This window comes from Lacticaseibacillus suibinensis, from assembly GCF_003946175.1.
GTDB classification, from domain to species: domain Bacteria; phylum Bacillota; class Bacilli; order Lactobacillales; family Lactobacillaceae; genus Lacticaseibacillus; species Lacticaseibacillus suibinensis.
In genome coordinates this window covers 34434-54991 of the sequence record NZ_RHOK01000018.1, presented here as the reverse complement: position 1 = coordinate 54991, position 20558 = coordinate 34434, and the positions used below count along the sequence as shown (strand labels likewise).

At 53.3% G+C, this 20558-nt stretch carries 16 protein-coding genes, 9 tRNA genes and 2 rRNA genes; 25 read left to right on the top strand and 2 right to left on the bottom strand.

Features of this window, described 5'->3' with window-relative positions:
- From EKM90_RS09685 to rpoC, 15 genes are all read left to right on the top strand, one after another.
- A 23S ribosomal RNA gene (locus tag EKM90_RS09685) occupies positions 1-144 on the top strand; the annotation flags it as partial.
- Between the two features lie 181 nt (positions 145-325).
- Positions 326-442 (top strand): 5S ribosomal RNA (gene rrf, locus EKM90_RS09680).
- A gap of 8 nt (positions 443-450) precedes the next feature.
- Positions 451-523, top strand: a tRNA-Val gene (locus EKM90_RS09675).
- A 2-nt stretch (positions 524-525) separates the two neighbouring features.
- Positions 526-598: transfer RNA gene (locus tag EKM90_RS09670), tRNA-Lys, on the top strand.
- A 32-nt stretch (positions 599-630) separates the two neighbouring features.
- Positions 631-712: transfer RNA gene (locus EKM90_RS09665), tRNA-Leu, on the top strand.
- A 4-nt stretch (positions 713-716) separates the two neighbouring features.
- Positions 717-789, top strand: a tRNA-Thr gene (locus tag EKM90_RS09660).
- A 16-nt stretch (positions 790-805) separates the two neighbouring features.
- Positions 806-877, top strand: a tRNA-Gly gene (locus EKM90_RS09655).
- Between the two features lie 10 nt (positions 878-887).
- A tRNA-Leu gene (locus tag EKM90_RS09650) sits at positions 888-973 on the top strand.
- A 10-nt stretch (positions 974-983) separates the two neighbouring features.
- Positions 984-1057, top strand: a tRNA-Arg gene (locus EKM90_RS09645).
- A 24-nt stretch (positions 1058-1081) separates the two neighbouring features.
- Positions 1082-1153, top strand: a tRNA-Gly gene (locus EKM90_RS09640).
- Positions 1154-1157: 4 nt separating this feature from the next.
- Positions 1158-1231, top strand: a tRNA-Pro gene (locus EKM90_RS09635).
- Positions 1232-1383: 152 nt separating this feature from the next.
- On the top strand, positions 1384-1851 hold the full coding sequence (locus tag EKM90_RS09630; RefSeq protein ID WP_125582094.1) for a CtsR family transcriptional regulator: 468 nt from the start codon (positions 1384-1386) through the stop codon (positions 1849-1851).
- Positions 1852-1904: 53 nt separating this feature from the next.
- Complete coding sequence (locus EKM90_RS09625) at positions 1905-4388, top strand: ATP-dependent Clp protease ATP-binding subunit (RefSeq protein WP_125582092.1); 2484 nt, start codon at positions 1905-1907, stop codon at positions 4386-4388.
- 245 nt (positions 4389-4633) lie between these two features.
- Positions 4634-8245, top strand: coding sequence for a DNA-directed RNA polymerase subunit beta (gene rpoB / locus EKM90_RS09620; protein WP_318530985.1), 3612 nt, complete (start codon positions 4634-4636; stop codon positions 8243-8245).
- 12 nt (positions 8246-8257) lie between these two features.
- On the top strand, positions 8258-11920 hold the full coding sequence (gene rpoC, locus EKM90_RS09615) for a DNA-directed RNA polymerase subunit beta' (protein ID WP_125582088.1): 3663 nt from the start codon (positions 8258-8260) through the stop codon (positions 11918-11920).
- A 257-nt stretch (positions 11921-12177) separates the two neighbouring features.
- On the opposite strand, the gene EKM90_RS09610 is transcribed toward rpoC, so the two are convergent.
- Positions 12178-12660 carry a hypothetical protein gene (locus EKM90_RS09610; protein ID WP_125582086.1) on the bottom strand — a complete coding sequence of 161 codons (483 nt, stop codon included), beginning with the start codon at positions 12658-12660 and terminating at the stop codon, positions 12178-12180.
- A 263-nt stretch (positions 12661-12923) separates the two neighbouring features.
- Between EKM90_RS09610 and rpsL the strand changes: the two genes are divergently transcribed.
- The 3 genes from rpsL to fusA all read left to right on the top strand — a co-directional run bounded on the left by rpsL (position 12924) and on the right by fusA (position 16050).
- On the top strand, positions 12924-13337 hold the full coding sequence (gene rpsL / locus EKM90_RS09605) for a 30S ribosomal protein S12 (RefSeq protein WP_125582083.1): 414 nt from the start codon (positions 12924-12926) through the stop codon (positions 13335-13337).
- 50 nt (positions 13338-13387) lie between these two features.
- On the top strand, positions 13388-13858 hold the full coding sequence (gene rpsG, locus EKM90_RS09600) for a 30S ribosomal protein S7 (RefSeq protein ID WP_125582081.1): 471 nt from the start codon (positions 13388-13390) through the stop codon (positions 13856-13858).
- A 101-nt stretch (positions 13859-13959) separates the two neighbouring features.
- Complete coding sequence (gene fusA / locus EKM90_RS09595) at positions 13960-16050, top strand: elongation factor G (protein WP_125582079.1); 2091 nt, start codon at positions 13960-13962, stop codon at positions 16048-16050.
- 112 nt (positions 16051-16162) lie between these two features.
- Here fusA and EKM90_RS09590 read toward each other — a convergent pair whose 3' ends face one another.
- A complete protein-coding gene (locus EKM90_RS09590; RefSeq protein WP_125582078.1) occupies positions 16163-16711 on the bottom strand; it encodes a cysteine hydrolase family protein in 549 nt (182 codons plus the stop codon).
- A 371-nt stretch (positions 16712-17082) separates the two neighbouring features.
- Between EKM90_RS09590 and rpsJ the strand changes: the two genes are divergently transcribed.
- Genes rpsJ through rplV form a run of 7 tightly spaced genes read left to right on the top strand, consistent with a single transcriptional unit; the run spans position 17083 to position 20558 of the window.
- The gene (gene rpsJ / locus EKM90_RS09585) at positions 17083-17391 is read left to right on the top strand and encodes a 30S ribosomal protein S10 (RefSeq protein WP_125582075.1); all 309 of its coding nucleotides are present in this window, start codon (positions 17083-17085) and stop codon (positions 17389-17391) included.
- A gap of 25 nt (positions 17392-17416) precedes the next feature.
- Positions 17417-18052, top strand: coding sequence for a 50S ribosomal protein L3 (gene rplC, locus EKM90_RS09580; protein WP_125582073.1), 636 nt, complete (start codon positions 17417-17419; stop codon positions 18050-18052).
- Positions 18053-18074: 22 nt separating this feature from the next.
- The gene (gene rplD / locus EKM90_RS09575) at positions 18075-18698 is read left to right on the top strand and encodes a 50S ribosomal protein L4 (protein WP_125582071.1); all 624 of its coding nucleotides are present in this window, start codon (positions 18075-18077) and stop codon (positions 18696-18698) included.
- Positions 18698-18985 carry a 50S ribosomal protein L23 gene (gene rplW, locus EKM90_RS09570; protein WP_125582069.1) on the top strand — a complete coding sequence of 96 codons (288 nt, stop codon included), beginning with the start codon at positions 18698-18700 and terminating at the stop codon, positions 18983-18985. The genes rplD and rplW overlap by 1 nt, the downstream gene beginning before the upstream one ends.
- Before the next feature lie 31 nt (positions 18986-19016).
- Positions 19017-19856 (top strand): 50S ribosomal protein L2, encoded by an 840-nt coding sequence (gene rplB / locus EKM90_RS09565; RefSeq protein WP_125582067.1) that lies wholly within the window; start codon positions 19017-19019, stop codon positions 19854-19856.
- A 39-nt stretch (positions 19857-19895) separates the two neighbouring features.
- Positions 19896-20177: a 30S ribosomal protein S19 gene (rpsS, locus tag EKM90_RS09560; RefSeq protein ID WP_125582065.1), complete on the top strand. Its 282-nt coding sequence runs from the start codon at positions 19896-19898 to the stop codon at positions 20175-20177.
- An 18-nt stretch (positions 20178-20195) separates the two neighbouring features.
- Positions 20196-20558 (top strand): 50S ribosomal protein L22, encoded by a 363-nt coding sequence (rplV, locus tag EKM90_RS09555; protein ID WP_125582063.1) that lies wholly within the window; start codon positions 20196-20198, stop codon positions 20556-20558.

The following is a 20558-nucleotide window of genomic DNA, read 5'->3' as shown; positions in this document are numbered from 1 at the left end:
AAGTGTGAAGCCCCCCTCGAGATGAGATTTCCCATTCCTATATGGAAGTAAGACCCCTGAGAGATGATCAGGTAGATAGGCTGGAAGTGGAAGTGCAGCGATGCATGGAGCGGACCAGTACTAATCGGTCGAGGACTTGACCAATACAGCGCAAGCTTGAGCGCACTGAGGATGATGGCTAGCCTAGCTTGGGGCTTTGCCGGCGACGCCGGTGAAGACCAAAGCGTAGCTAGACACGCATCCGGTGCTCAAGATTGCACGACTAGCGACAAATACGTCGTTCAAGGCATCATAAGCAAAGCCCTCAACGTAATTGAATATGAAGTGCGGTGGCGATAGCGAGAAGGATACACCTGTTCCCATGCCGAACACAGAAGTTAAGCTTCTCTACGCCGAGAGTAGTTGGTGGGTGACTGCCTGCGAGGGTAGGAAGCTGCCGCGCTTTTTCATGGAGGATTAGCTCAGTTGGGAGAGCGTCTGCCTTACAAGCAGAGGGTCACAGGTTCGAGCCCTGTATCCTCCATTGAGCCGTTAGCTCAGTCGGTAGAGCATCTGACTTTTAATCAGAGGGTCGACAGTTCGAGCCTGTCACGGCTCATTTTTTCCTTTTTTCCATTAGTTTCTCGATCTGCGGGTGTGGCGGAACTGGCAGACGCGCTAGATTTAGGTTCTAGTGGTTTATACCGTGGGGGTTCGAGTCCCTTCACCCGCATCACGCCGACTTAGCTCAGCTGGCAGAGCACCTGTCTTGTAAACAGGGGGTCGGAGGTTCGAACCCTCTAGTCGGCAGTAATATCAGTTTCATGCGGAAGTAGTTCAGTGGTAGAACGCCACCTTGCCATGGTGGAGGTCGCGGGTTCGAATCCCGTCTTCCGCTTTTGCGAGCCGCCGGGATGGCGAAACTGGTAGACGCACAGGACTTAAAATCCTGCGGTAAGTGATTACCGTGTCGGTTCGAACCCGACTCTCGGCATGATTATTTTGCACCCATAGCGCAATTGGATAGAGTGTCTGACTACGAATCAGAAGGTTGTAGGTTCGACTCCTACTGGGTGCATTCCGGGTCACCGGAGAGAACTATGCGGAAGTAGTTCAGTGGTAGAACGCCACCTTGCCATGGTGGAGGTCGCGGGTTCGAATCCCGTCTTCCGCTTCATCGGGAAGTAGCTCAGCTTGGTAGAGCACTACGTTCGGGACGTAGGGGTCGCAAGTTCGAATCTTGTTTTCCCGATCGTAGAACTGACGTCATTGACGTCAGTTTTTTTTATTCTCATTCGCGTATCACGGTATGTGAAAAACGTCTCTTGGCTAGGCTGCTGGTAATTCTGGTGATATTCAGTATAATAAAAGTCAAGATTAGTCAAAGTCAAAGGGGTGAGGCGAATGCAAGGTCAGAATATTTCTGACGTGATCGAGCATTATTTGAAGACCATGCTGGGGTCAACGCGCCAGGTGGAAATCAGTCGCGCGGAAATTGCTCAGCAGTTCAACTGCGTGCCATCACAGATCAATTATGTGATCAAAACGCGATTTACCCCGCAACGCGGTTATGTCGTGGAAAGCAAGCGCGGCGGCGGCGGCTACATCCGCATTTTGAAAGTGCACTTGCGCGATGACCAGGACTTGCTGACGATGATGGTGGCCAATATGCCACCAGCCATCCGCGAGCGGGATGCGCAGGTGTTGATCCAGCAGCTGTATGATGCTGATGTGATCGACCGCCAAGAAGGCAATATGATGCTGACGGTGCTGAGCCATCACACCTTGCAGCAGGGCGATCGCCAAGCCGAAGACGAACTGCGGTCACGATTGCTGCTTGCTTTTCTTGCCAGTTTGCGGTATGAAAGATAGAACTTAGATGGGATTTCCCATTTTGGCCAAATGGCCGCCAAAGGAGTGTGCTTATGGACAACCTATTTACCCCAAGTGCAAAAAACGTGTTACTGATCGCGCAGGAGCAGGCGAAGTACTTCCATCACCATGCTGTGGGCACAGAACACTTGCTGATGGCGCTGGTGATTGAGCAAGAAGGCATCGCCGGTAAGACGCTGCGGCAATTGGGCATTACTGAAGAAGACATTCATGACGAAATCGAACGTTTTACCGGTTATGGCACCGTTGATGCGGGGCAGGCGGCCGATAGTTATTTGCCATACTCACCAAAAGGCAAAGAGATTTTGAGCTTTGCTGGTGACGAGGCCAAGCGGCTTGGCGCGCTGAAAATTGGCACCGAACACATTTTGCTGGGGCTGCTTCGCGAAGACGACATTTTGGCGGCCCGCATTTTGCAAAACCTAGAGCTGAGTTTGGCCAAGGTGCGGCAGTTGGTGCTTAAGAAAATGGGCATCACCGAATCAGCAGCTAAGCATCGTAGCGGCGCCCAGCGGCAGGCCAAGCCGGCCAGCCAAGGCACGCCGACGCTGGACAATCTGGCCCGGGATTTGACGCAGCTGGCCCGGGAAAACAAAATGGATCCCGTCGTCGGCCGCGACAAGGAAGTGCGCCGGTTGATCCAGATTTTGGCCCGGCGCACCAAGAACAACCCAGTTTTAATTGGGGAACCTGGGGTGGGTAAAACCGCCATTGCCGAAGGTTTCGCCGAAAAAATCGTCGCCGGTCAAGTCCCGGCCGACATGCAAAACAAGCGGCTCATGGCTTTGGATATGGGCTCCTTGGTGGCGGGTACGAAATACCGTGGTGAATTCGAAGACCGCCTGAAAAAAGTGATTGATGAAATTTACGCCGATGGCAATGTCATCCTCTTTATCGATGAATTGCACACCTTAATCGGCGCTGGTGGGGCAGAAGGCGCCATTGATGCCAGCAACATCTTGAAGCCGGCCTTGGCCCGTGGCGAGTTGCAGCTGATTGGGGCCACGACTCTGGATGAATACCAAAAGTACATCGAAAAGGATGCCGCTTTGGAACGCCGCTTTGCCACCATTCAAATCAACGAGCCGAGTCAGGCCGAGGCCGAAGAAATTCTGCGTGGCTTGCGGCCGCGGTATGAAGCCCATCATGGTGTGACGATTACCGATGAGGCGCTGCATGAAGCCGTCACCTTGTCCTCCCGGTATATTTCGAGCCGGTTCTTGCCAGATAAGGCGATTGACCTGATTGACGAAAGTGCGGCCAAGGTGCGGCTGGATGAATCCGATAAGCCAACCAAAGCCGACAAGCTGCAAAAGCAGTTGCGGGAAACCGTGCAGGCGAAAGATGATGCCATCATGCATCAGGACTTCGAAGCCGCCGCAACTATTCGTGAAAAGGAACAAAAGCTCCGGGCTAAGCTTGAAGCGTCTCCAGAACCCGTGAACGAAAATGGCGTCCGCACTGATGTCAAAGTGACACCGGAAGACGTGGCGGCAGTGGTTTCGCAGTGGACTGGGGTGCCGGTCACCCAGCTGCAAAAGAAGGAAAGCGAACGGCTGGTTAACCTCGAAAAGGTTCTGCATGAACGGGTCGTGGGCCAAGAAGAGGCGGTTTCCGCGGTGTCCCGCGCTATTCGCCGGGCTCGTAGCGGGTTGAAAGATCCCACGCGACCAATCGGCTCCTTCATGTTCCTTGGCCCTACTGGGGTCGGGAAAACCGAGCTGGCGAAGGCCTTAGCGGAGGCTATGTTCGGGTCCGAAGATGCGATGATCCGCGTTGACATGTCGGAGTACATGGAGAAATACAGCACCAGCCGCCTGATTGGGGCTGCTCCAGGTTATGTGGGCTATGATGAAGGCGGTCAGCTGACAGAAAAGGTTCGCAACAAGCCGTACTCTGTGGTGTTGCTGGATGAAGTCGAAAAGGCGCACCCAGATGTCTTCAACATTTTGCTTCAGGTGCTGGATGATGGCTTCCTGACCGACTCCAAAGGTCGGCGGGTCGATTTCCGGAACACGATTTTGATCATGACTTCGAACATCGGTGCCACCGCGCTGCGCGATGACAAGAGTGTCGGATTCGGCGCCCAAGCCGCTAGCCAGGACTTCGCTTCGATGCAAAGTCGGATGCTGGAAGAACTCAAGCGGGCGTTCCGGCCAGAGTTCTTGAACCGGATCGACGAAACCGTGGTCTTCCACAGCTTAACGGCGCCAGAACTGCACGAAATCGTGAAGATCATGGCGAAGCAAGTGCTGCACCGCCTGAGTGATCAAGACGTCACTGTCAAAATTACCCCAGCTGGCATCAACGCGGTGGCGAAAGCTGGGTTTGACCCAGAATACGGCGCGCGGCCAATTCGCCGGGCTTTGCAGCGGGACGTCGAGGATCAGCTCAGTGAACTACTGCTGACCGGCCAAGCCGGCGCCGGCGACACCATTACCATCGGGGCCACTAAAGGCAAGCTGACGTTCCATGTGAAGAAGGCGACCCAACCAGAGGCACCGGTGCACGCCTAGCAGCGCTTGACATTTAAATTAAACGGCAGTATAGTTAGTGCAATTGCATTTCGGTTAGGACATCAGTTGCGGCGATCTATTGTCCGTTGCAACGCATAAAAAAACGCAAAAGTAGCAGAGGGATTTTGACTTTCTACTTTTCGTTTTTTTTTGCTCAAAATGTTCGTCAACCACCGATTGTAATTTTAATTTAACCGTCGTTACGTTTTTTTTACAATCAAGATGGCCGAAAAATCCAATGAGGGGTGAACAATTTGGCAGGACACGCAGGACATTTAGTGAATTACGGTAAGCATCGCACTCGCCGTTCCTATTCCCGCATTAAAGAAGTACTCGATCTGCCTAACTTGATCGAGATTCAGACCAATTCCTATCAATGGTTCTTAGACGAAGGGCTCAAGGAAATGTTCGATGACATTATGCCAATCGAAGACTTCCAAGGGAAACTGTCTCTGGAATACGTTGATTATCAGCTGCTGGAACCAAAGTACACAGTGGAGGAAGCGCGCCAGCATGACGCCAACTATTCCGCACCGCTGCATGTGACGCTGCGTTTGACCAACCACGAAACTGGTGAAATCAAGTCGCAAGACGTCTTCTTTGGTGACTTCCCACTGATGACCAAGCAAGGGACCTTTATCATCAACGGGGCCGAACGGGTTATCGTTTCCCAACTGGTGCGCTCGCCTGGGGTTTACTACAACAGTGAAACCGATAAGAACTCCCGTGTGACCTATGGCACCACGGTGATTCCTAACCGCGGCGCTTGGCTGGAATACGAAACCGACGCCAAGGACTTGGCGTATGTCCGCATCGACCGCACCCGGAAGATTCCAATGACCGAACTGGTGCGCGCTCTGGGCTTTGGCGCTGACCAAGACATCCTCGACATTTTTGGCGACAACGATTCCTTGATGTTGACGCTGGAAAAAGACGTCCACAAGAACACCGATGACTCGCGCACCGATGAATCCTTGAAGGACATTTACGAACGGCTACGTCCTGGCGAACCGAAGACCGCTGATTCGTCGCGTTCCTTGCTGTACGCGCGGTTCTTCGATCCAAAGCGCTATGACATGGCCAATGTTGGCCGCTACAAGGTCAACAAGAAGCTGAGCCTGAAGACACGCCTGCTGGGCCAGACCCTGGCGGAAACGCTGGCTGACCCTGATACCGGCGAGGTCATCGTCCAAAAAGGCACCAAAATTGACCGGCACATCATGGAAACGCTGGGCGGCTTTTTGGACCGCGACGATTTCAAGACCGTTACCTTCCAGCCTTCTGACCAAGGCGTTGTGACCAACCCGATGACTGTGCAAGTGATCAAGGTGTACTCCCAGGTCAACCCAGAAAAGGAAATCAAGTTGATTGGCAATGGCCACATTGACAAGAAGACCAAGCATTTGACCCCAGCCGACATCATTGCCTCCATGAACTACTTCTTGAACTTGCAAGAAGGCCTGGGCGCAACCGATGATATCGACCACTTGGGCAACCGCCGGATTCGTTCCGTCGGTGAATTGCTGCAAAACCAGTTCCGCATCGGCTTGTCCCGGATGGAACGGGTGGTCCGCGAACGGATGTCGATTCAAGATACGGCCACCATCACCCCGCAGCAGTTGATTAACATTCGCCCGGTAGTGGCTTCCATTAAGGAATTCTTCGGCAGTTCTCAGCTGTCACAGTTCATGGATCAGACTAACCCGCTGGGCGAATTGACCCATAAGCGGCGTCTGTCTGCCCTTGGGCCTGGTGGTTTGACGCGTGACCGCGCCGGTTATGAAGTGCGTGACGTGCACTACACGCATTACGGCCGGATGTGTCCCATTGAAACCCCAGAAGGCCCGAACATCGGGCTGATCAACAGTCTGGCTTCCTACGCGGTGGTGAATCCTTATGGTTTCATCGAAACCCCATATCGCCGTGTCTCTTGGACCGACCACAAGGTGACCAACAAGATCGACTATTTGACCGCCGATGAAGAAGATAACTATGTTGTTGCGCAGGCCAACGCCAAGCTGAACGATGATGGCTCTTTTGCTGAAGAAGCCATTTTGGCCCGGGCGAAGGATGTCAACATCGAAACCACGCCAGAACACATCGACTACATGGACGTTTCGCCTAAGCAGGTAGTTGCGGTCGCAACGGCTTGCATTCCGTTCTTGGAAAACGATGACTCCAACCGGGCCCTCATGGGTGCGAACATGCAGCGTCAGGCCGTGCCTTTGATCAACCCGCATGCCCCATTGATTGGGACCGGGATGGAATACAAGGCCGCGCATGACTCCGGGATCGCTGTTTTGGCTGAACATGCTGGGACCGTTGATTACGTGGATGCGAAGACGATTCGCATTCGCCGCGACGATGGCGCCGTGGACAAGTATTCCCTGATGAAGTTCCGCCGGTCCAATGCTGGTAAGAACTACAACCAGCGGCCAATTGTCCGCATCGGCGATAAAGTCGATGAAGACGAAATCATTGCCGATGGCCCAGCCATGGAAAACGGCGAACTGGCTCTGGGACAAAACCCAGTCATCGCCTTCATGACTTGGAACATGTACAACTACGAAGACGCGATCGTGCTGTCTGAAAAACTGGTGCGTGATGATGCCTACACCTCGATTCATATTGAAGAATACGAATCCGAAGCGCGTGACACCAAACTCGGACCGGAAGAAATCACCCGCGAAATCCCGAACGTCGGCGAAGACGCGTTGAAGGATTTGGATGAGTTTGGGATTGTCCGCATCGGGGCAGAAGTCCGCGATGGCGATATCCTGGTCGGCAAGGTGACGCCTAAAGGGGTCACCGAGCTGTCCGCTGAAGAGCGTTTGCTGCATGCCATTTTCGGGGAAAAGGCGCGTGAAGTGCGTGACACCTCACTGCGGGTTCCTCATGGCGGCGGCGGGATCATTCAAGACGTCAAGATCTTCACGCGTGAAGCCGGCGACGAATTGTCCCCAGGCGTTAACATGATGGTCCGGGTCTACATCACCCAGAAGCGTAAGATTCAGGTCGGTGATAAGATGTCTGGTCGTCACGGGAACAAAGGGACCGTTTCAGTGGTTGTGCCTGAAGAAGACATGCCATTCCTGCCTGATGGGACGCCAGTTGACATTTTGCTGTCACCGATGGGTGTGCCATCACGTATGAACATCGGTCAGGTGCTGGAATTGCACTTGGGGATGGCGGCCCGCAAACTGGGGATTCACATTGCCACCCCAGTCTTTGACGGGGCCAATGATGACGACCTCTGGGCCACAATTAAGGAAGCCGGCATGGCCAGCGATGGCAAGTCTGTGCTTTATGATGGTCGCACCGGGGAACCATTCGAAAACCGTGTTTCCGTCGGCGTTATGTATTACCTGAAGCTGGCCCACATGGTTGATGATAAGATCCATGCTCGTTCTATTGGACCATACTCCTTGGTTACGCAGCAGCCACTGGGTGGTAAAGCCCAGTTTGGTGGCCAGCGGTTCGGGGAAATGGAAGTTTGGGCCCTTGAAGCATATGGGGCGGCTTACACTTTGCAAGAAATCTTAACCTACAAGTCTGATGACGTGGTGGGCCGGGTCAAGACCTACGAAGCCATTGTCAAAGGCGAACAGATTCCACAACCAGGCGTGCCAGAATCATTCCGCGTGTTGGTCAAGGAACTGCAAGCTTTGGGTCTGGACATGAAAGTGCTCGACCAAGACAAGAACGAAATCGAACTGCGCGACATGGACGATGACGACGATGACGTTGTTTCCGTTGATGCCTTGGCGAAATTTGCCCAGCAGCAAGAAGAAAAGAAGGCGCAAGAAGCAGCCACCGCTGCCACGAACGCTAACTCGACCGACGATACTAACAAATAGGAGGTTAGCCCTTTGATTGATGTCAATAAATTTGAAAGCATGCAAATCGGCCTGGCCTCGCCTGACAAAATTCGCAGCTGGTCCTACGGGGAAGTTAAAAAGCCCGAAACGATCAACTACCGGACGCTGAAGCCAGAGCGAGATGGGCTGTTTGACGAACGCATCTTCGGGCCAACCAAGGACTGGGAATGTGCCTGCGGGAAGTACAAACGGATCCGCTATAAAGGCATCGTTTGCGACCGGTGCGGCGTTGAAGTCACCCGGTCCAAGGTCCGCCGTGAACGCATGGGCCACATCGAATTGGCAGCACCAGTTTCTCATATCTGGTACTTCAAGGGCATTCCAAGCCGGATGGGTCTGGTTTTGGACATGTCACCACGCGCCCTCGAAGAAGTGATCTACTTCGCTTCGTACGTTGTGATCGACCCAGGCGACACCGCCTTGGAGAAGAAGCAACTGCTGACTGAACGCGAATACCGTGAAAAGCGGGACGAATACGGCCAAGGCTTCAATGCCAAAATGGGGGCCGAAGCGGTTAAGGAATTGCTGCAGCAAGTCGACCTCGCCAAAGAAGTCGCTGAGCTGAAGGAAGACTTGAAGTCTGCGCAAGGTCAAAAGCGCACGCGTGCCATTCGCCGGTTGGATATCTTGGATGCCTTCTTGGTTTCTGGCAACGACCCGGCTTGGATGGTTATGGATACCATTCCCGTTATCCCACCGGATCTGCGGCCAATGGTTCAGCTTGAAGGCGGCCGGTTTGCCACTTCTGACCTGAACGATTTGTACCGCCGGGTCATCAACCGTAACAACCGGTTGAAGCGGCTGCTTGACCTGAATGCGCCAAGCATCATTGTGCAAAACGAAAAGCGGATGCTGCAGGAAGCCGTTGACGCCTTGATCGACAACGGCCGCCGCGGCCGGCCGGTCACCGGGCCAGGCAATCGCCCACTGAAGTCTTTGAGCCACATGCTCAAAGGGAAGCAGGGCCGGTTCCGTCAGAACTTGCTCGGTAAGCGGGTTGACTATTCCGGTCGTTCCGTTATCGACGTTATGCCGACGTTGAAGTTCTATCAATGTGGCTTGCCACGGCCAATGGCTTTGGAATTGTTCAAGCCATTTGTCATGCATGAATTGGTGGCGCGCGGGCTGGCTAGCAACATCAAGAACGCCCGCCGCAAGATTGACCGCGAAGATGAAGACATCTGGGATGTACTCGAAGATGTCATCAAGGAACGGCCAGTGCTGCTGAACCGTGCCCCTACGCTTCACCGCTTAGGGATTCAGGCCTTCGAACCGGTGTTGGTTGATGGTAAGTCCATCCGCCTGCACCCGCTGGTTTGTGAAGCCTACAACGCTGACTTTGACGGGGACCAGATGGCGATTCACGTGCCACTGTCCGACGAAGCCCAAGCCGAAGCGCGCCTGCTGATGCTGGCGGCGCACCACATCTTGGCGCCTCGTGATGGTAAGCCAATCGTAACGCCTTCTCAGGATATCGTTTTGGGTAACTACTACCTGACGATGGAACAAAAAGGCCGCGAAGGCGAAGGCATGATTTTCAAGGATGCTAACGAAGTGCTGATGGCGCTGCAAAATGGCTATGTCCACTTGCACAGCCGCATCGGCTTGGCGGTGGCTTCCTTGCCAGAAAAGCCATTCACCGATGACCAGCGTCACCAGATCATGGTCACCACAGTTGGCCGTGTGATCTTCAACCAGATCATGCCGGCAGACTTCCCATATCTGAATGTGGCGACGCAAGACAACATCGTCAATGGCGTGCCAGACCGCTTCTTCTTGAAGCCAGGTGAGGATATTCATGCTTACCTGCAAGATGCCCCAATTAACGAACCGTTCAAGAAGGGCTTCTTGTCTGACATCATTGCTGAAGTCTTCAAAACGTACAAAGTGCAGCGGACCTCTGATCTGCTGGATGACATGAAGACCTTGGGTTACACCCAGGCCACGAACTCTGGGATCACCGTCGGGGTGGCCGACGTGCCTGAACTGGCCGAAAAGCCAGCCATCGTTGATGCGGCCCACAAGAAGGTTGCCACTGTTTCCAAGCAGTTCCGCCGGGGGTTGATTACCGACCAGGAACGCCATGATCGGGTCATCTCCATTTGGAACGACGCCAAAGACGAAATTCAGCAAAAGCTGATCGACGCTTTTGACCCGAATAACCCAATCTCCATGATGAGTGATTCCGGGGCGCGTGGTAACATCTCAAACTTTACTCAGCTTGCCGGGATGCGTGGCCTGATGGCGGCGCCAAACGGTGGGATGATGGAAGTGCCAGTGCTGTCGAACTTCCGTGAAGGCTTGTCCGTTATGGAAATGTTCATGTCCACTCACGGGGCCCGTAAAGGGATGACTGATACCGCCCTGAAGACGGCCGATTCAGGTTACCTGACTCGGCGGCTGGTGGATGTGGCGCAAGACGTCATTGTCCGCGAAGAAGACTGTGGCACCGATCGCGGCTTGGTCGTTTCTGCCATTCGCGAAGGAAACGAAATGATCGAACCGCTGTACGACCGCTTAGTTGGCCGTTACGCGCAAAAGTCAGTCGTTAACCCTGAAACCGGTGAAGTCATCGTCAAGAAGAACGAAATGATCGACGAAGATAAGGCGCAAGCCGTCGTTGATGCTGGCGTCCAAACCGTCACCATCCGCTCCATCTTCACCTGCAATACCCGTCATGGGGTTTGCCAAAAGTGCTACGGCCGTAATTTGGCGACTGGCGAACAGGTTGAAGTCGGCGAAGCCGTTGGGACCGTGGCGGCGCAGTCAATCGGCGAACCTGGTACGCAGCTGACCATGCGTAACTTCCATACCGGCGGTGTTGCCGGCGGCGAAGATATCACGCAAGGGTTGCCTCGTGTTCAGGAAATCTTTGAAGCCCGTAATCCTAAAGGGCTGGCGGTGATCAGTGAAGTTGACGGGACGATTTCAGCCATCGATGAAAATCCAGCTGAACACAGCCGTGAAATCACGGTTGAAGGCCAAACCGATACGCGGACTTACAGCGTGCCATACGCTTCCTCTGTTGCTGTTGCTGAAGGCGACCATGTTGATCGTGGCGGCCGTTTGACCGGCGGCTCGATTGATCCTAAGCAGTTGATCAAGGTGCAAGATGTCTTGACCACCGAAAACTATCTGCTGGCGGAAGTCCAGAAAGTTTACCGGATGCAGGGGGTTGAAATTGGCGATAAGCATATCGAAGTGATGGTCAGGCAGATGCTGCGCAAGATCCGCGTCATGGATCCAGGCGACACCGACATTCTGCCAGGGACCTTGCTGGACATTGCGGACTTCAAGGATCGCAACCAGCAGACCTTGATTGCCGGTGGGATTCCTGCTACTGGTCGCCCAGTGCTGCTGGGGATCACCAAGGCATCGCTGGAAACCAACAGTTTCTTGTCGGCCGCTTCCTTCCAGGAAACCACTCGGGTCCTCACGGATGCTTCCATCCGCGGGAAGAACGATCCGCTGGTCGGCTTGAAGGAAAATGTCATCATCGGGAAGATCATTCCTGCTGGGACCGGGATGGCCACCTACCGTCACATGGAACCAAAGACGGTCGGCACAGTTTCCGACAGCGTCTACTCCATCTCTGATCTTGAAAAGAAGATGAAGGAAGAAGACGCCGCTAACGCAGAACCAAAGCAAGACTAAGCACGAAAAGGAGCCGGCTGGGCATTTGCCCAGCCGGCTTTTTTGGGTTCAGGCAGCGGAGGATGGCCGCACTTAGCCCGACGATTAGCCTAGCGCTGAGTCTTATCGGCGTATTTTGCCGATGAGGCTCAACGCGTAGCTAATCGCTCGGGCGTTGGCCAACCGCAGCGCAACTACAACAGGCTTTGGGCGTTGGCCAACCGCAGCGCAGCGACACAGGCTGTGGCGGTAGCCGCACCTAGCCAAAGCAGCGTGCATCAACTCGCAATCATCATCAGCAAATACGCCAGCTGCAGATCCACCAAAAAGGGGATGGGCCCAGGCCGCAGCCGGCCTTGTCCCAATCCGATCACGCAGGCCAGCAGTACGAACACCAAACTTGCCAGCGCCGACATGCCCAAAGTCAGCACACTAATGGCAAGGACATCGGCGCTGCCTAGCCCCTGGGTGACAATGCTCAATCCAGACAAAGCGACCAGCCAGCAAAGCCCCACCAACCAATGCGCCGGGGTGGTTAAAGCAACAAGCAAACACCAGCCGTCAAACCCAAGCGCCGGGACGGTTTGACTTTGCCAGTCACTCAAGGCAAAATACCCCAGTCCTGCCAGTGCTAGCAACTGTGAGCGGGCGAAGAGTACCGCGAGCGTGACTAAGCCCAGTTGATACAGGAATTGCCAGCGCGTCGGCCGCAAGCTGATTAGGCCCAGCACGGCGCTTGCTACTATGATAGAATGAACCACATGCCATCACCTCTATCACCAGATTTCGCCAAGGCGTGAAAATACTGGTGCAAACGCCGGAAAGACGCTTGACAGAGGCGGGCAGCGGATAGTACACTGTTTAAGGTTGTTTTTTCCAGTTAATTCGGGTTTGCCCGGACGTCGAACTGGTGAAATACCATTTCGCCGCCGGGCCGGCCATTTTTTATTCGCAAAAAAGAACCGCCTGGATGTGTGGACTTAGAAGATGAATTACCCAAGTATCAGGAAGGAGGAACCTTAGAATGCCAACCATTAACCAATTGGTACGCCAAGGTCGTAAAAGTAATGTAACGAAGTCCGACTCACCTGCTTTGAACTTCGGTTACAACAGTAAGAAGAAGTCACTGACGAACAATCCCGCTCCTCAAAAGCGTGGGGTTGCCACTCGTGTCGGCACCATGACCCCAAAGAAGCCTAACTCCGCTTTGCGTAAGTACGCTCGTGTTCGCTTGTCGAACCTGATTGAAGTTACCGCTTATATCCCTGGGATCGGCCACAACTTGCAGGAACACTCGGTTGTTCTGATCCGTGGGGGCCGTGTTAAGGACTTACCTGGTGTGCGTTATCACATCATCCGTGGGACCCTCGATACCGCCGGTGTTGACGGCCGGATGCAAAGCCGCTCCAAGTACGGTACAAAGCGTCCTAAGAAGTAGTCAGATAATCCCCGCTTTGTGCGGTATTTAGGAATAAGGAGGCAATCAGCATGCCACGTAAAGGCAATGTTTCAAAACGCGATGTTTTACCTGATCCAGTTTACAACTCTAAGCTGGTTACCCGCTTGATCAACCACCTGATGGTTGATGGTAAGCGCGGTAAGGCTCAAACCATTTTGTATGATGCATTCGACATCATCAAGAAGGAAACCGGCAACGAACCTTTGGAAGTCTTCGAACAGGCCATGAAGAACGTTATGCCTGTCCTCGAAGTTAAGGCTCGTCGGATCGGTGGGTCGAACTACCAAGTGCCAATCGAAGTCCGGCCAGACCGGCGGACGACGTTGGGCCTTCGTTGGATTGTTCAGTATTCCCGTCAACGCGGTGAACACAAGATGGACGATCGCTTGGCTCGTGAAATCATGGATGCTGCCAACAACACTGGTGCAGCTGTGAAGAAGCGCGAAGATACGCACAAGATGGCAGATGCCAACCGTGCGTTCGCACACTATCGTTGGTAAGAAGGTTGGCTATTATATCCGTCACTTGGCATATAGTAGCCAATTGTTTTACCTAAAACTTTTAGATAATCGATCAACAATGAGAGGAGTTATTTTTTCACATGGCCAACAAGCGTGAATTTCCGCTGGACCGGACCCGCAACATCGGGATCATGGCCCACATCGATGCTGGTAAGACCACGACGACTGAGCGGATTCTTTACTACACCGGTAAAATCCACAAGATCGGCGAAACCCATGATGGGGCTTCCCAAATGGACTGGATGGCGCAGGAACAAGAACGTGGGATTACCATCACGTCCGCTGCGACGACTGCCTTTTGGAAGGACAACCGGATCAACATCATCGATACCCCAGGGCACGTGGACTTCACTATGGAAGTTGAACGTTCCTTGCGTGTCCTTGACGGTGCCATCACCGTCTTAGATGCTCAGTCCGGGGTTGAACCTCAGACTGAAAACGTTTGGCGTCAGGCATCCACTTACAGCGTGCCGCGGATCGTTTTTGTTAACAAAATGGATAAAATCGGGGCCGACTTCAAGTACTCCGTGAAGACCCTGCATGATCGTTTGGGTGCTAACGCCCATGCGGTTCAGCTGCCAATCGGCGCTGAAGACAACTTCGAAGGCATTATCGACCTGATCGAAATGAAGGCCGACTTGTACGACGAAGATGACTTGGGGACGAAGTGGGATGTCGTTGACATTCCCGACGACTACAAGGAAGAAGCTGAAGCTGCCCGTGCCGACTTGATCGAAGCTGTCGCTGACGTCGATGATGGCATCATGGACAAGTACCTTGAAGGCGAAGAAATCAGCAACGATGAAATCAAGGCGGCCATCCGTAAGGCGACCATCGCCCTTGAATTCTTCCCAGTGCTGGCTGGTTCTGCGTTCAAGAACAAAGGGGTTCAGATGCTGCTGGATGCGGTGGTTGACTACTTGCCATCACCACTGGACGTTAAACCATACAACGCCCAAGATCCAGAAACTGGCGAAGCGGTTGAACTGCGCGCCGGCGATGATCAGGACTTCGCTGCGTTGGCCTTCAAGATTGCTACCGATCCCTTCGTTGGTCGTTTGACTTACATCCGGGTTTACAGTGGGACTTTGGAAGCCGGTTCATACGTCTTGAACGCTTCCAAGGACAACCGTGAACGCGTCGGCCGGCTGCTGCAAATGCACTCCAATCACCGTGAAGAAATCCCAGAAGTCTTTTCTGGTGATATCGCTGCGGCGATCGGGCTCAAGAACACCACGACCGGGGATTCCCTCACGGCCGTTAACCACCCCCTGATTCTTGAATCCCTTGAAGTGCCAGAACCGGTTATCCAGGTTTCCATCGAGCCAGACTCCAAGGAAGACCAGGACAAGCTGGATATTGCTTTGCAGAAGCTGTCTGAAGAAGATCCAACCTTCCAAGCTGAAACCAACCCTGAAACTGGCGAAACTTTGATCGCCGGCATGGGCGAATTGCACTTGGATATCATGGTTGACCGGATGAAGCGTGAATTTAAGGTTGCCGCTAAGATTGGTGAACCTCAAGTTGCCTACCGTGAAACCTTCACCAAGACCGCTTCTGCTGAAGGGCGCTTTGTTCGCCAGTCAGGTGGTAAAGGTCAATATGGTGACGTTTGGGTTGAATTTACCCCGAACGAAGAAGGCAAGGGCTTCGAATTCGAAGATGCCATTGTCGGTGGGGTCGTGCCACGTGAATACATCCCAGCCGTAGAACAAGGCCTGAAAGAAGCGATGGCCAATGGTGTGCTTGCGGGCTACCCATTGATCGACGTGAAAGCCAAGCTTTACGATGGTTCTTACCACGAAGTCGATTCTTCTGAAGCGGCCTTTAAGGTTGCGGCTTCCCTGGCGTTGCGCAATGCGGTTAAGGACGCCGGTGCGGTGATCCTCGAACCAATCATGCACGTTGAAGTGGTTGCCCCAGAAGAATACCTTGGCGATGTTATGGGTCAAATCAACTCTCGTCGTGGGAACGTTGAAGGCATGGAGCAGCGCGGTAATGCGCAGCTGGTCAATGCTAAGGTACCGCTGGCCGAAATGTTCGGTTATGCGACGACCTTGCGTTCCGCGACCCAGGGCCGTGGGACCTTCACGATGACCTTCGATCACTACACTGCAGTGCCGAAGTCCATCCAAGCCGAGATCATCAAGAAAAACGGTGGCGAAGCTTAATTCGCTGCCTGAAGCCACGCTTGGAGCGTGGCTTTTTTGGTGGGTGGAGTCAAAAAAGTGGGCCTGATCAGTCATTTTGATCAGACCCACTTTTGCGTCGGTGGGGATGCCACTAGGCTAACGTGGCATTGAGAACGGTTTTGAAATGATTGAGCGCCCAATCCTGGCCGCCTGGCGTGAAGGTGGCCACGGCGTCTTGGTGGATGGTGAGGGGATAATTGAGGTTATACGCGGCGACCGCGGTGTGCAGTACACAGATATCGGTGCAGACCCCGACGAGATGAAGCTCATCGACTTGGCGCTCGCGTAGCCACAGATCCAGCGGCGTCCCAGCGAAGCTCGAATACCGCGTTTTATCGAACAAGGTCACATTCGCATCGGCCTGGTGGGCCGCATACCAAGGGCCCAACGCCCCGTAAAGTGCCCGGCCCCAGGTGCCGCGCACGTTATGCGGCGGGTAGAGCTTGGTTTCGGGGTGATACGGGTCACCTGGGGTGTGCACATCGGTGGGCAGATAGACAAAGTCGCCGGCCTCAGCGAACTGGTCGGCCAGCGCCACGATGCGCGGTTCAATCAGTTGGGCGGGTTTGCCAGCGGTTAAGGCACCAGTGGCCGCGACGAAGTCATTGGTGTAGTCGATAATCAAAAGGGCTTTTGGCATGAGGGACCTCCTTAGGGATTTAGGTTAACTGTAGAAGGTTCCTTGTTAGGTGTCAAGACAGTTCACCTGCCATGAAAACACGGCGGGTGAATGTGCGGGGGTGAGCGAGCAAAAGCCGCTATAGCAATCTTTGCCGCGCCAGCTTTTTTGAAAAAGCCGGCGAAAAGTCTTGTGTTAAACCGCGCTTTTTTGTATACTATCAAGAGTGCTGTGTAAACCGAAGGGGTTACTATGCACTTCTGGCTCAAGCTGAGCTAGGGTAGCGTGGATGTGAGAGGTTGCGACACGCCCGGCCGCTTTGCCACGGGGGCGCGACGGGAATTTTCACGGAGCTAGTCTACTAACTGATAATGGACGAAGGAGGTTACACAATGGCAAAACAAAAGATTCGGATCCGGCTTAAGGCTTACGAACACCGGATTCTAGATCAATCAGCAGATAAGATCGTTGAAACTGCAAAGCGCACAGGTGCTGCAATTTCTGGCCCGATCCCTCTGCCAACGGAACGGACCATCTACACGGTGCTGCGTTCCCCGCATAAGTACAAGGATTCTCGGGAACAGTTCGAAATGCGCACACACAAGCGCCTGATCGATATCGTTAACCCGACACCAAAAACTGTTGATGCCTTGATGAAGCTCGACTTGCCGAGCGGCGTCGACATTGAAATCAAATTATAATCTATAGGAAATTGGAGGTGTACCCATGGCACGTAAAGGAATCTTAGGTAAGAAAATTGGCATGACGCAGGTCTTCACCGAAAACGGCGAACTGGTCCCAGTTACCGTGATCGACGTCACCCCTAACGTTGTCCTGCAAGTTAAGACCGTTGAATCAGACGGTTACGAAGCAGTTCAACTGGGCTACGGCGACAAGCGTGAAGTACTTAGCAACAAGCCAAGCGTCGGTCACGCCAAGAAGGCGGACACGACCCCTAAGCGCTTCATTAAGGAAATCCGTGATGTAGCGCTTAGTGACTATGAAGTTGGCAAGACTGTTTCTGCTGACGAATTTGCAGCTGGCGACATCGTGGACGTCACCGGTACTTCCAAAGGGCATGGTTACCAAGGTAACATCAAGAAGGACGGGCAGTCCCGTGGCCCTATGGCTCACGGTTCTCGTTACCACCGTCGTCCTGGTTCTCTTGGGGCAATCATCAACAAAGTCTTCAAGGGTAAGAAATTGCCTGGGCGGATGGGTAACCATACGCGCACAATGCAAAACTTGACGGTTGTTTCCACCGATTTGGACCACAATGTGATCTTGATCAAGGGCAATGTCCCAGGGGCCAACAAGTCATTCGTTACAATTCGTTCCGCTGTTAAGTCAGCGGCTAAATAACACGAAGGGAGGACATTAACTAATGGCAAACGTTACTTTATTCAAGCAAGATGGCACAGAAAATGGCACCGTTGATCTGAACGATGCAATCTGGGCAATCGAACCCAACGATAACGCCGTGTTTGACGCAGTGCTGATGCAACGCGCTTCCCTTCGTCAAGGTACTCACGCCGTTAAGAACCGTTCCGCCGTTTCTGGCGGCGGTAAGAAGCCATGGCGCCAAAAGGGTACTGGTCGTGCCCGCCAAGGCTCCATCCGTAGCCCACAATGGCGCGGCGGTGGTGTGGTCTTTGGCCCAACACCTCGTTCCTACAGCTACCGGATCAACAAGAAGGTTAGCCGCTTAGCAATCAAATCAGCGCTTTCTCAAAAAGTGCTGGACAAGGAATTAGTTGTGGTCGACGCTTTGAGCTTTGACCAACCTAAGACCAAGGACTTTGCAGCTGCGCTGGCTTCCTTGAAGATTGAAGAAAAGGCCTTGATCGTCCTTGAAGACGGCAATGACAACGCAGCTTTGGCTGCCCGCAACCTGCCGAATGTCAAGACGATCGTCGCAGATGGCATCAACGTATTGGATGTTGTGAACTACAACAAACTGATCTTGACCCAATCTGCGCTTCAAAAGATTGAGGAGGTGCTCGCATAATGGCAGCAGCACGCGACATCATTTTACGCCCGATCGTGACCGAGCAATCAATGGCTGACATGGACAACAAGAAGTACACCTTCGAAGTTGCTCGTGATGCCGAAAAGACCGCTGTCCGTCGCGCCGTTGAGGAAATCTTCGACGTGAAGGTCGCTAAGGTCAACATTGCCAACGTTCGCGGCAAAAAGAAGCGCCAAGGTAACTACGTGGGCTACACCCGCAAGCGCCGGAAGGCCATCGTTACTTTGACCGCCGATTCAAACGAAATCAAGATTTTTGAAGACTAGCTTCAAAATTTTCAGATAGGAGGAAACAAGCGTGGGCATTATTAAATACAAACCAACGTCAAACGGCCGGCGGAACATGTCTGGTTCGGATTTCGCTGAAATCACCAAGACCAAGCCGGAAAAGACGCTCCTTGAAAGTCAAAGCCACACTGCTGGCCGTAATGCACAAGGTCACATCACTGTGCGTCACCGCGGCGGTGGCCACAAGCAGTTCTACCGCACCATCGACTTCAAGCGTCAAAAAGACGACGTGGTCGCAACGGTTAAGGCCATCGAATACGATCCTAACCGCACGGCTAACATTGCACTGCTTCACTATGAAGATGGGGTTAAGAGTTACATCTTGGCACCTAAGGGTCTGAACGTTGGCGACAAGATCGTTTCTGGCGATAGTGTCGACATCAAGCCCGGCAATGCAATGCCACTGAAGAACATTCCTGATGGGACCACCATCCACAACATCGAACTCAAGCCTGGTAAAGGCGGCCAGCTGGCTCGCTCTGCCGGTGCTTCTGCTCAGCTGCTGGGTAAAAACGACGATGGCAAATACGTTACCGTCCGTCTGGCTTCCGGTGAAGTGCGCATGATCCTTTCGGTTAACCGCGCCACGATTGGTGCCGTCGGCAATGAACAACACGAACTGATCAGCATTGGTAAGGCTGGCCGCAAGCGCTGGTTGGGCTTCCGTTCAACCGTCCGTGGGTCAGTCATGAACCCTAACGATCACCCGCATGGTGGTGGTGAAGGTAAAGCCCCAATCGGTCGTCCATCACCTCTTTCACCATGGGGTAAGAAGACCTTGGGTAAGAAGACGCGTGATCACAAGGCTAAGTCCGAGAAGTTCATCGTCCGTCACCGTAAGAACAAGTAAACTCACCATTGAATTACACCGTATAAAGGAGGTCACACAATGGGTCGCAGTCTTAAAAAAGGACCTTTCGCCGATGCTCATCTGATGAAGAAAATCGATGCTCAGGCTGACAGCGAAAAGAAGACCGTCATCAAGACATGGTCTCGTCGTTCTACCATTTTCCCTAGTTTCATTGGTTACACCATCGCCGTATACGATGGCCGCAAGCATGTCCCAGTTTTCATTTCTGAAGATATGGTCGGCCACAAGCTTGGTGAATTCGTTCCGACACGGACCTTCCGGGGTCACGCCAAGGACGACAAAAAGTCAGCAGCACGCTAAGAAAGGAGCATATAATTCATGGCTGAAGAAATTACGTCTGCAACAGCGACGGCAAAAACAGTTCGGATTACTGCTCGCAAAGCGCGTCTGGTAATCGACTTGATCCGCGGCCGCGAAGTCGCAGAAGCATTAGCAATCTTGGACTTCACGCCACGCGCGGGTTCTCCAATCATTGAAAAAGTTCTGAAGTCTGCTATTGCAAACGCAGAACATAACTTTGACTTAGATGCCCAAAACCTTTACGTCAAGGAAGCGTTCGTTAACGAAGGCCCAACCTTGAAGCGGTTCCGTCCGCGTGCTAAGGGTTCTGCATCACCAATCAACAAGCGCACCTCACACATCACCGTGACGGTCGCTGAGAAAGAAACAAAGGAGGGATAA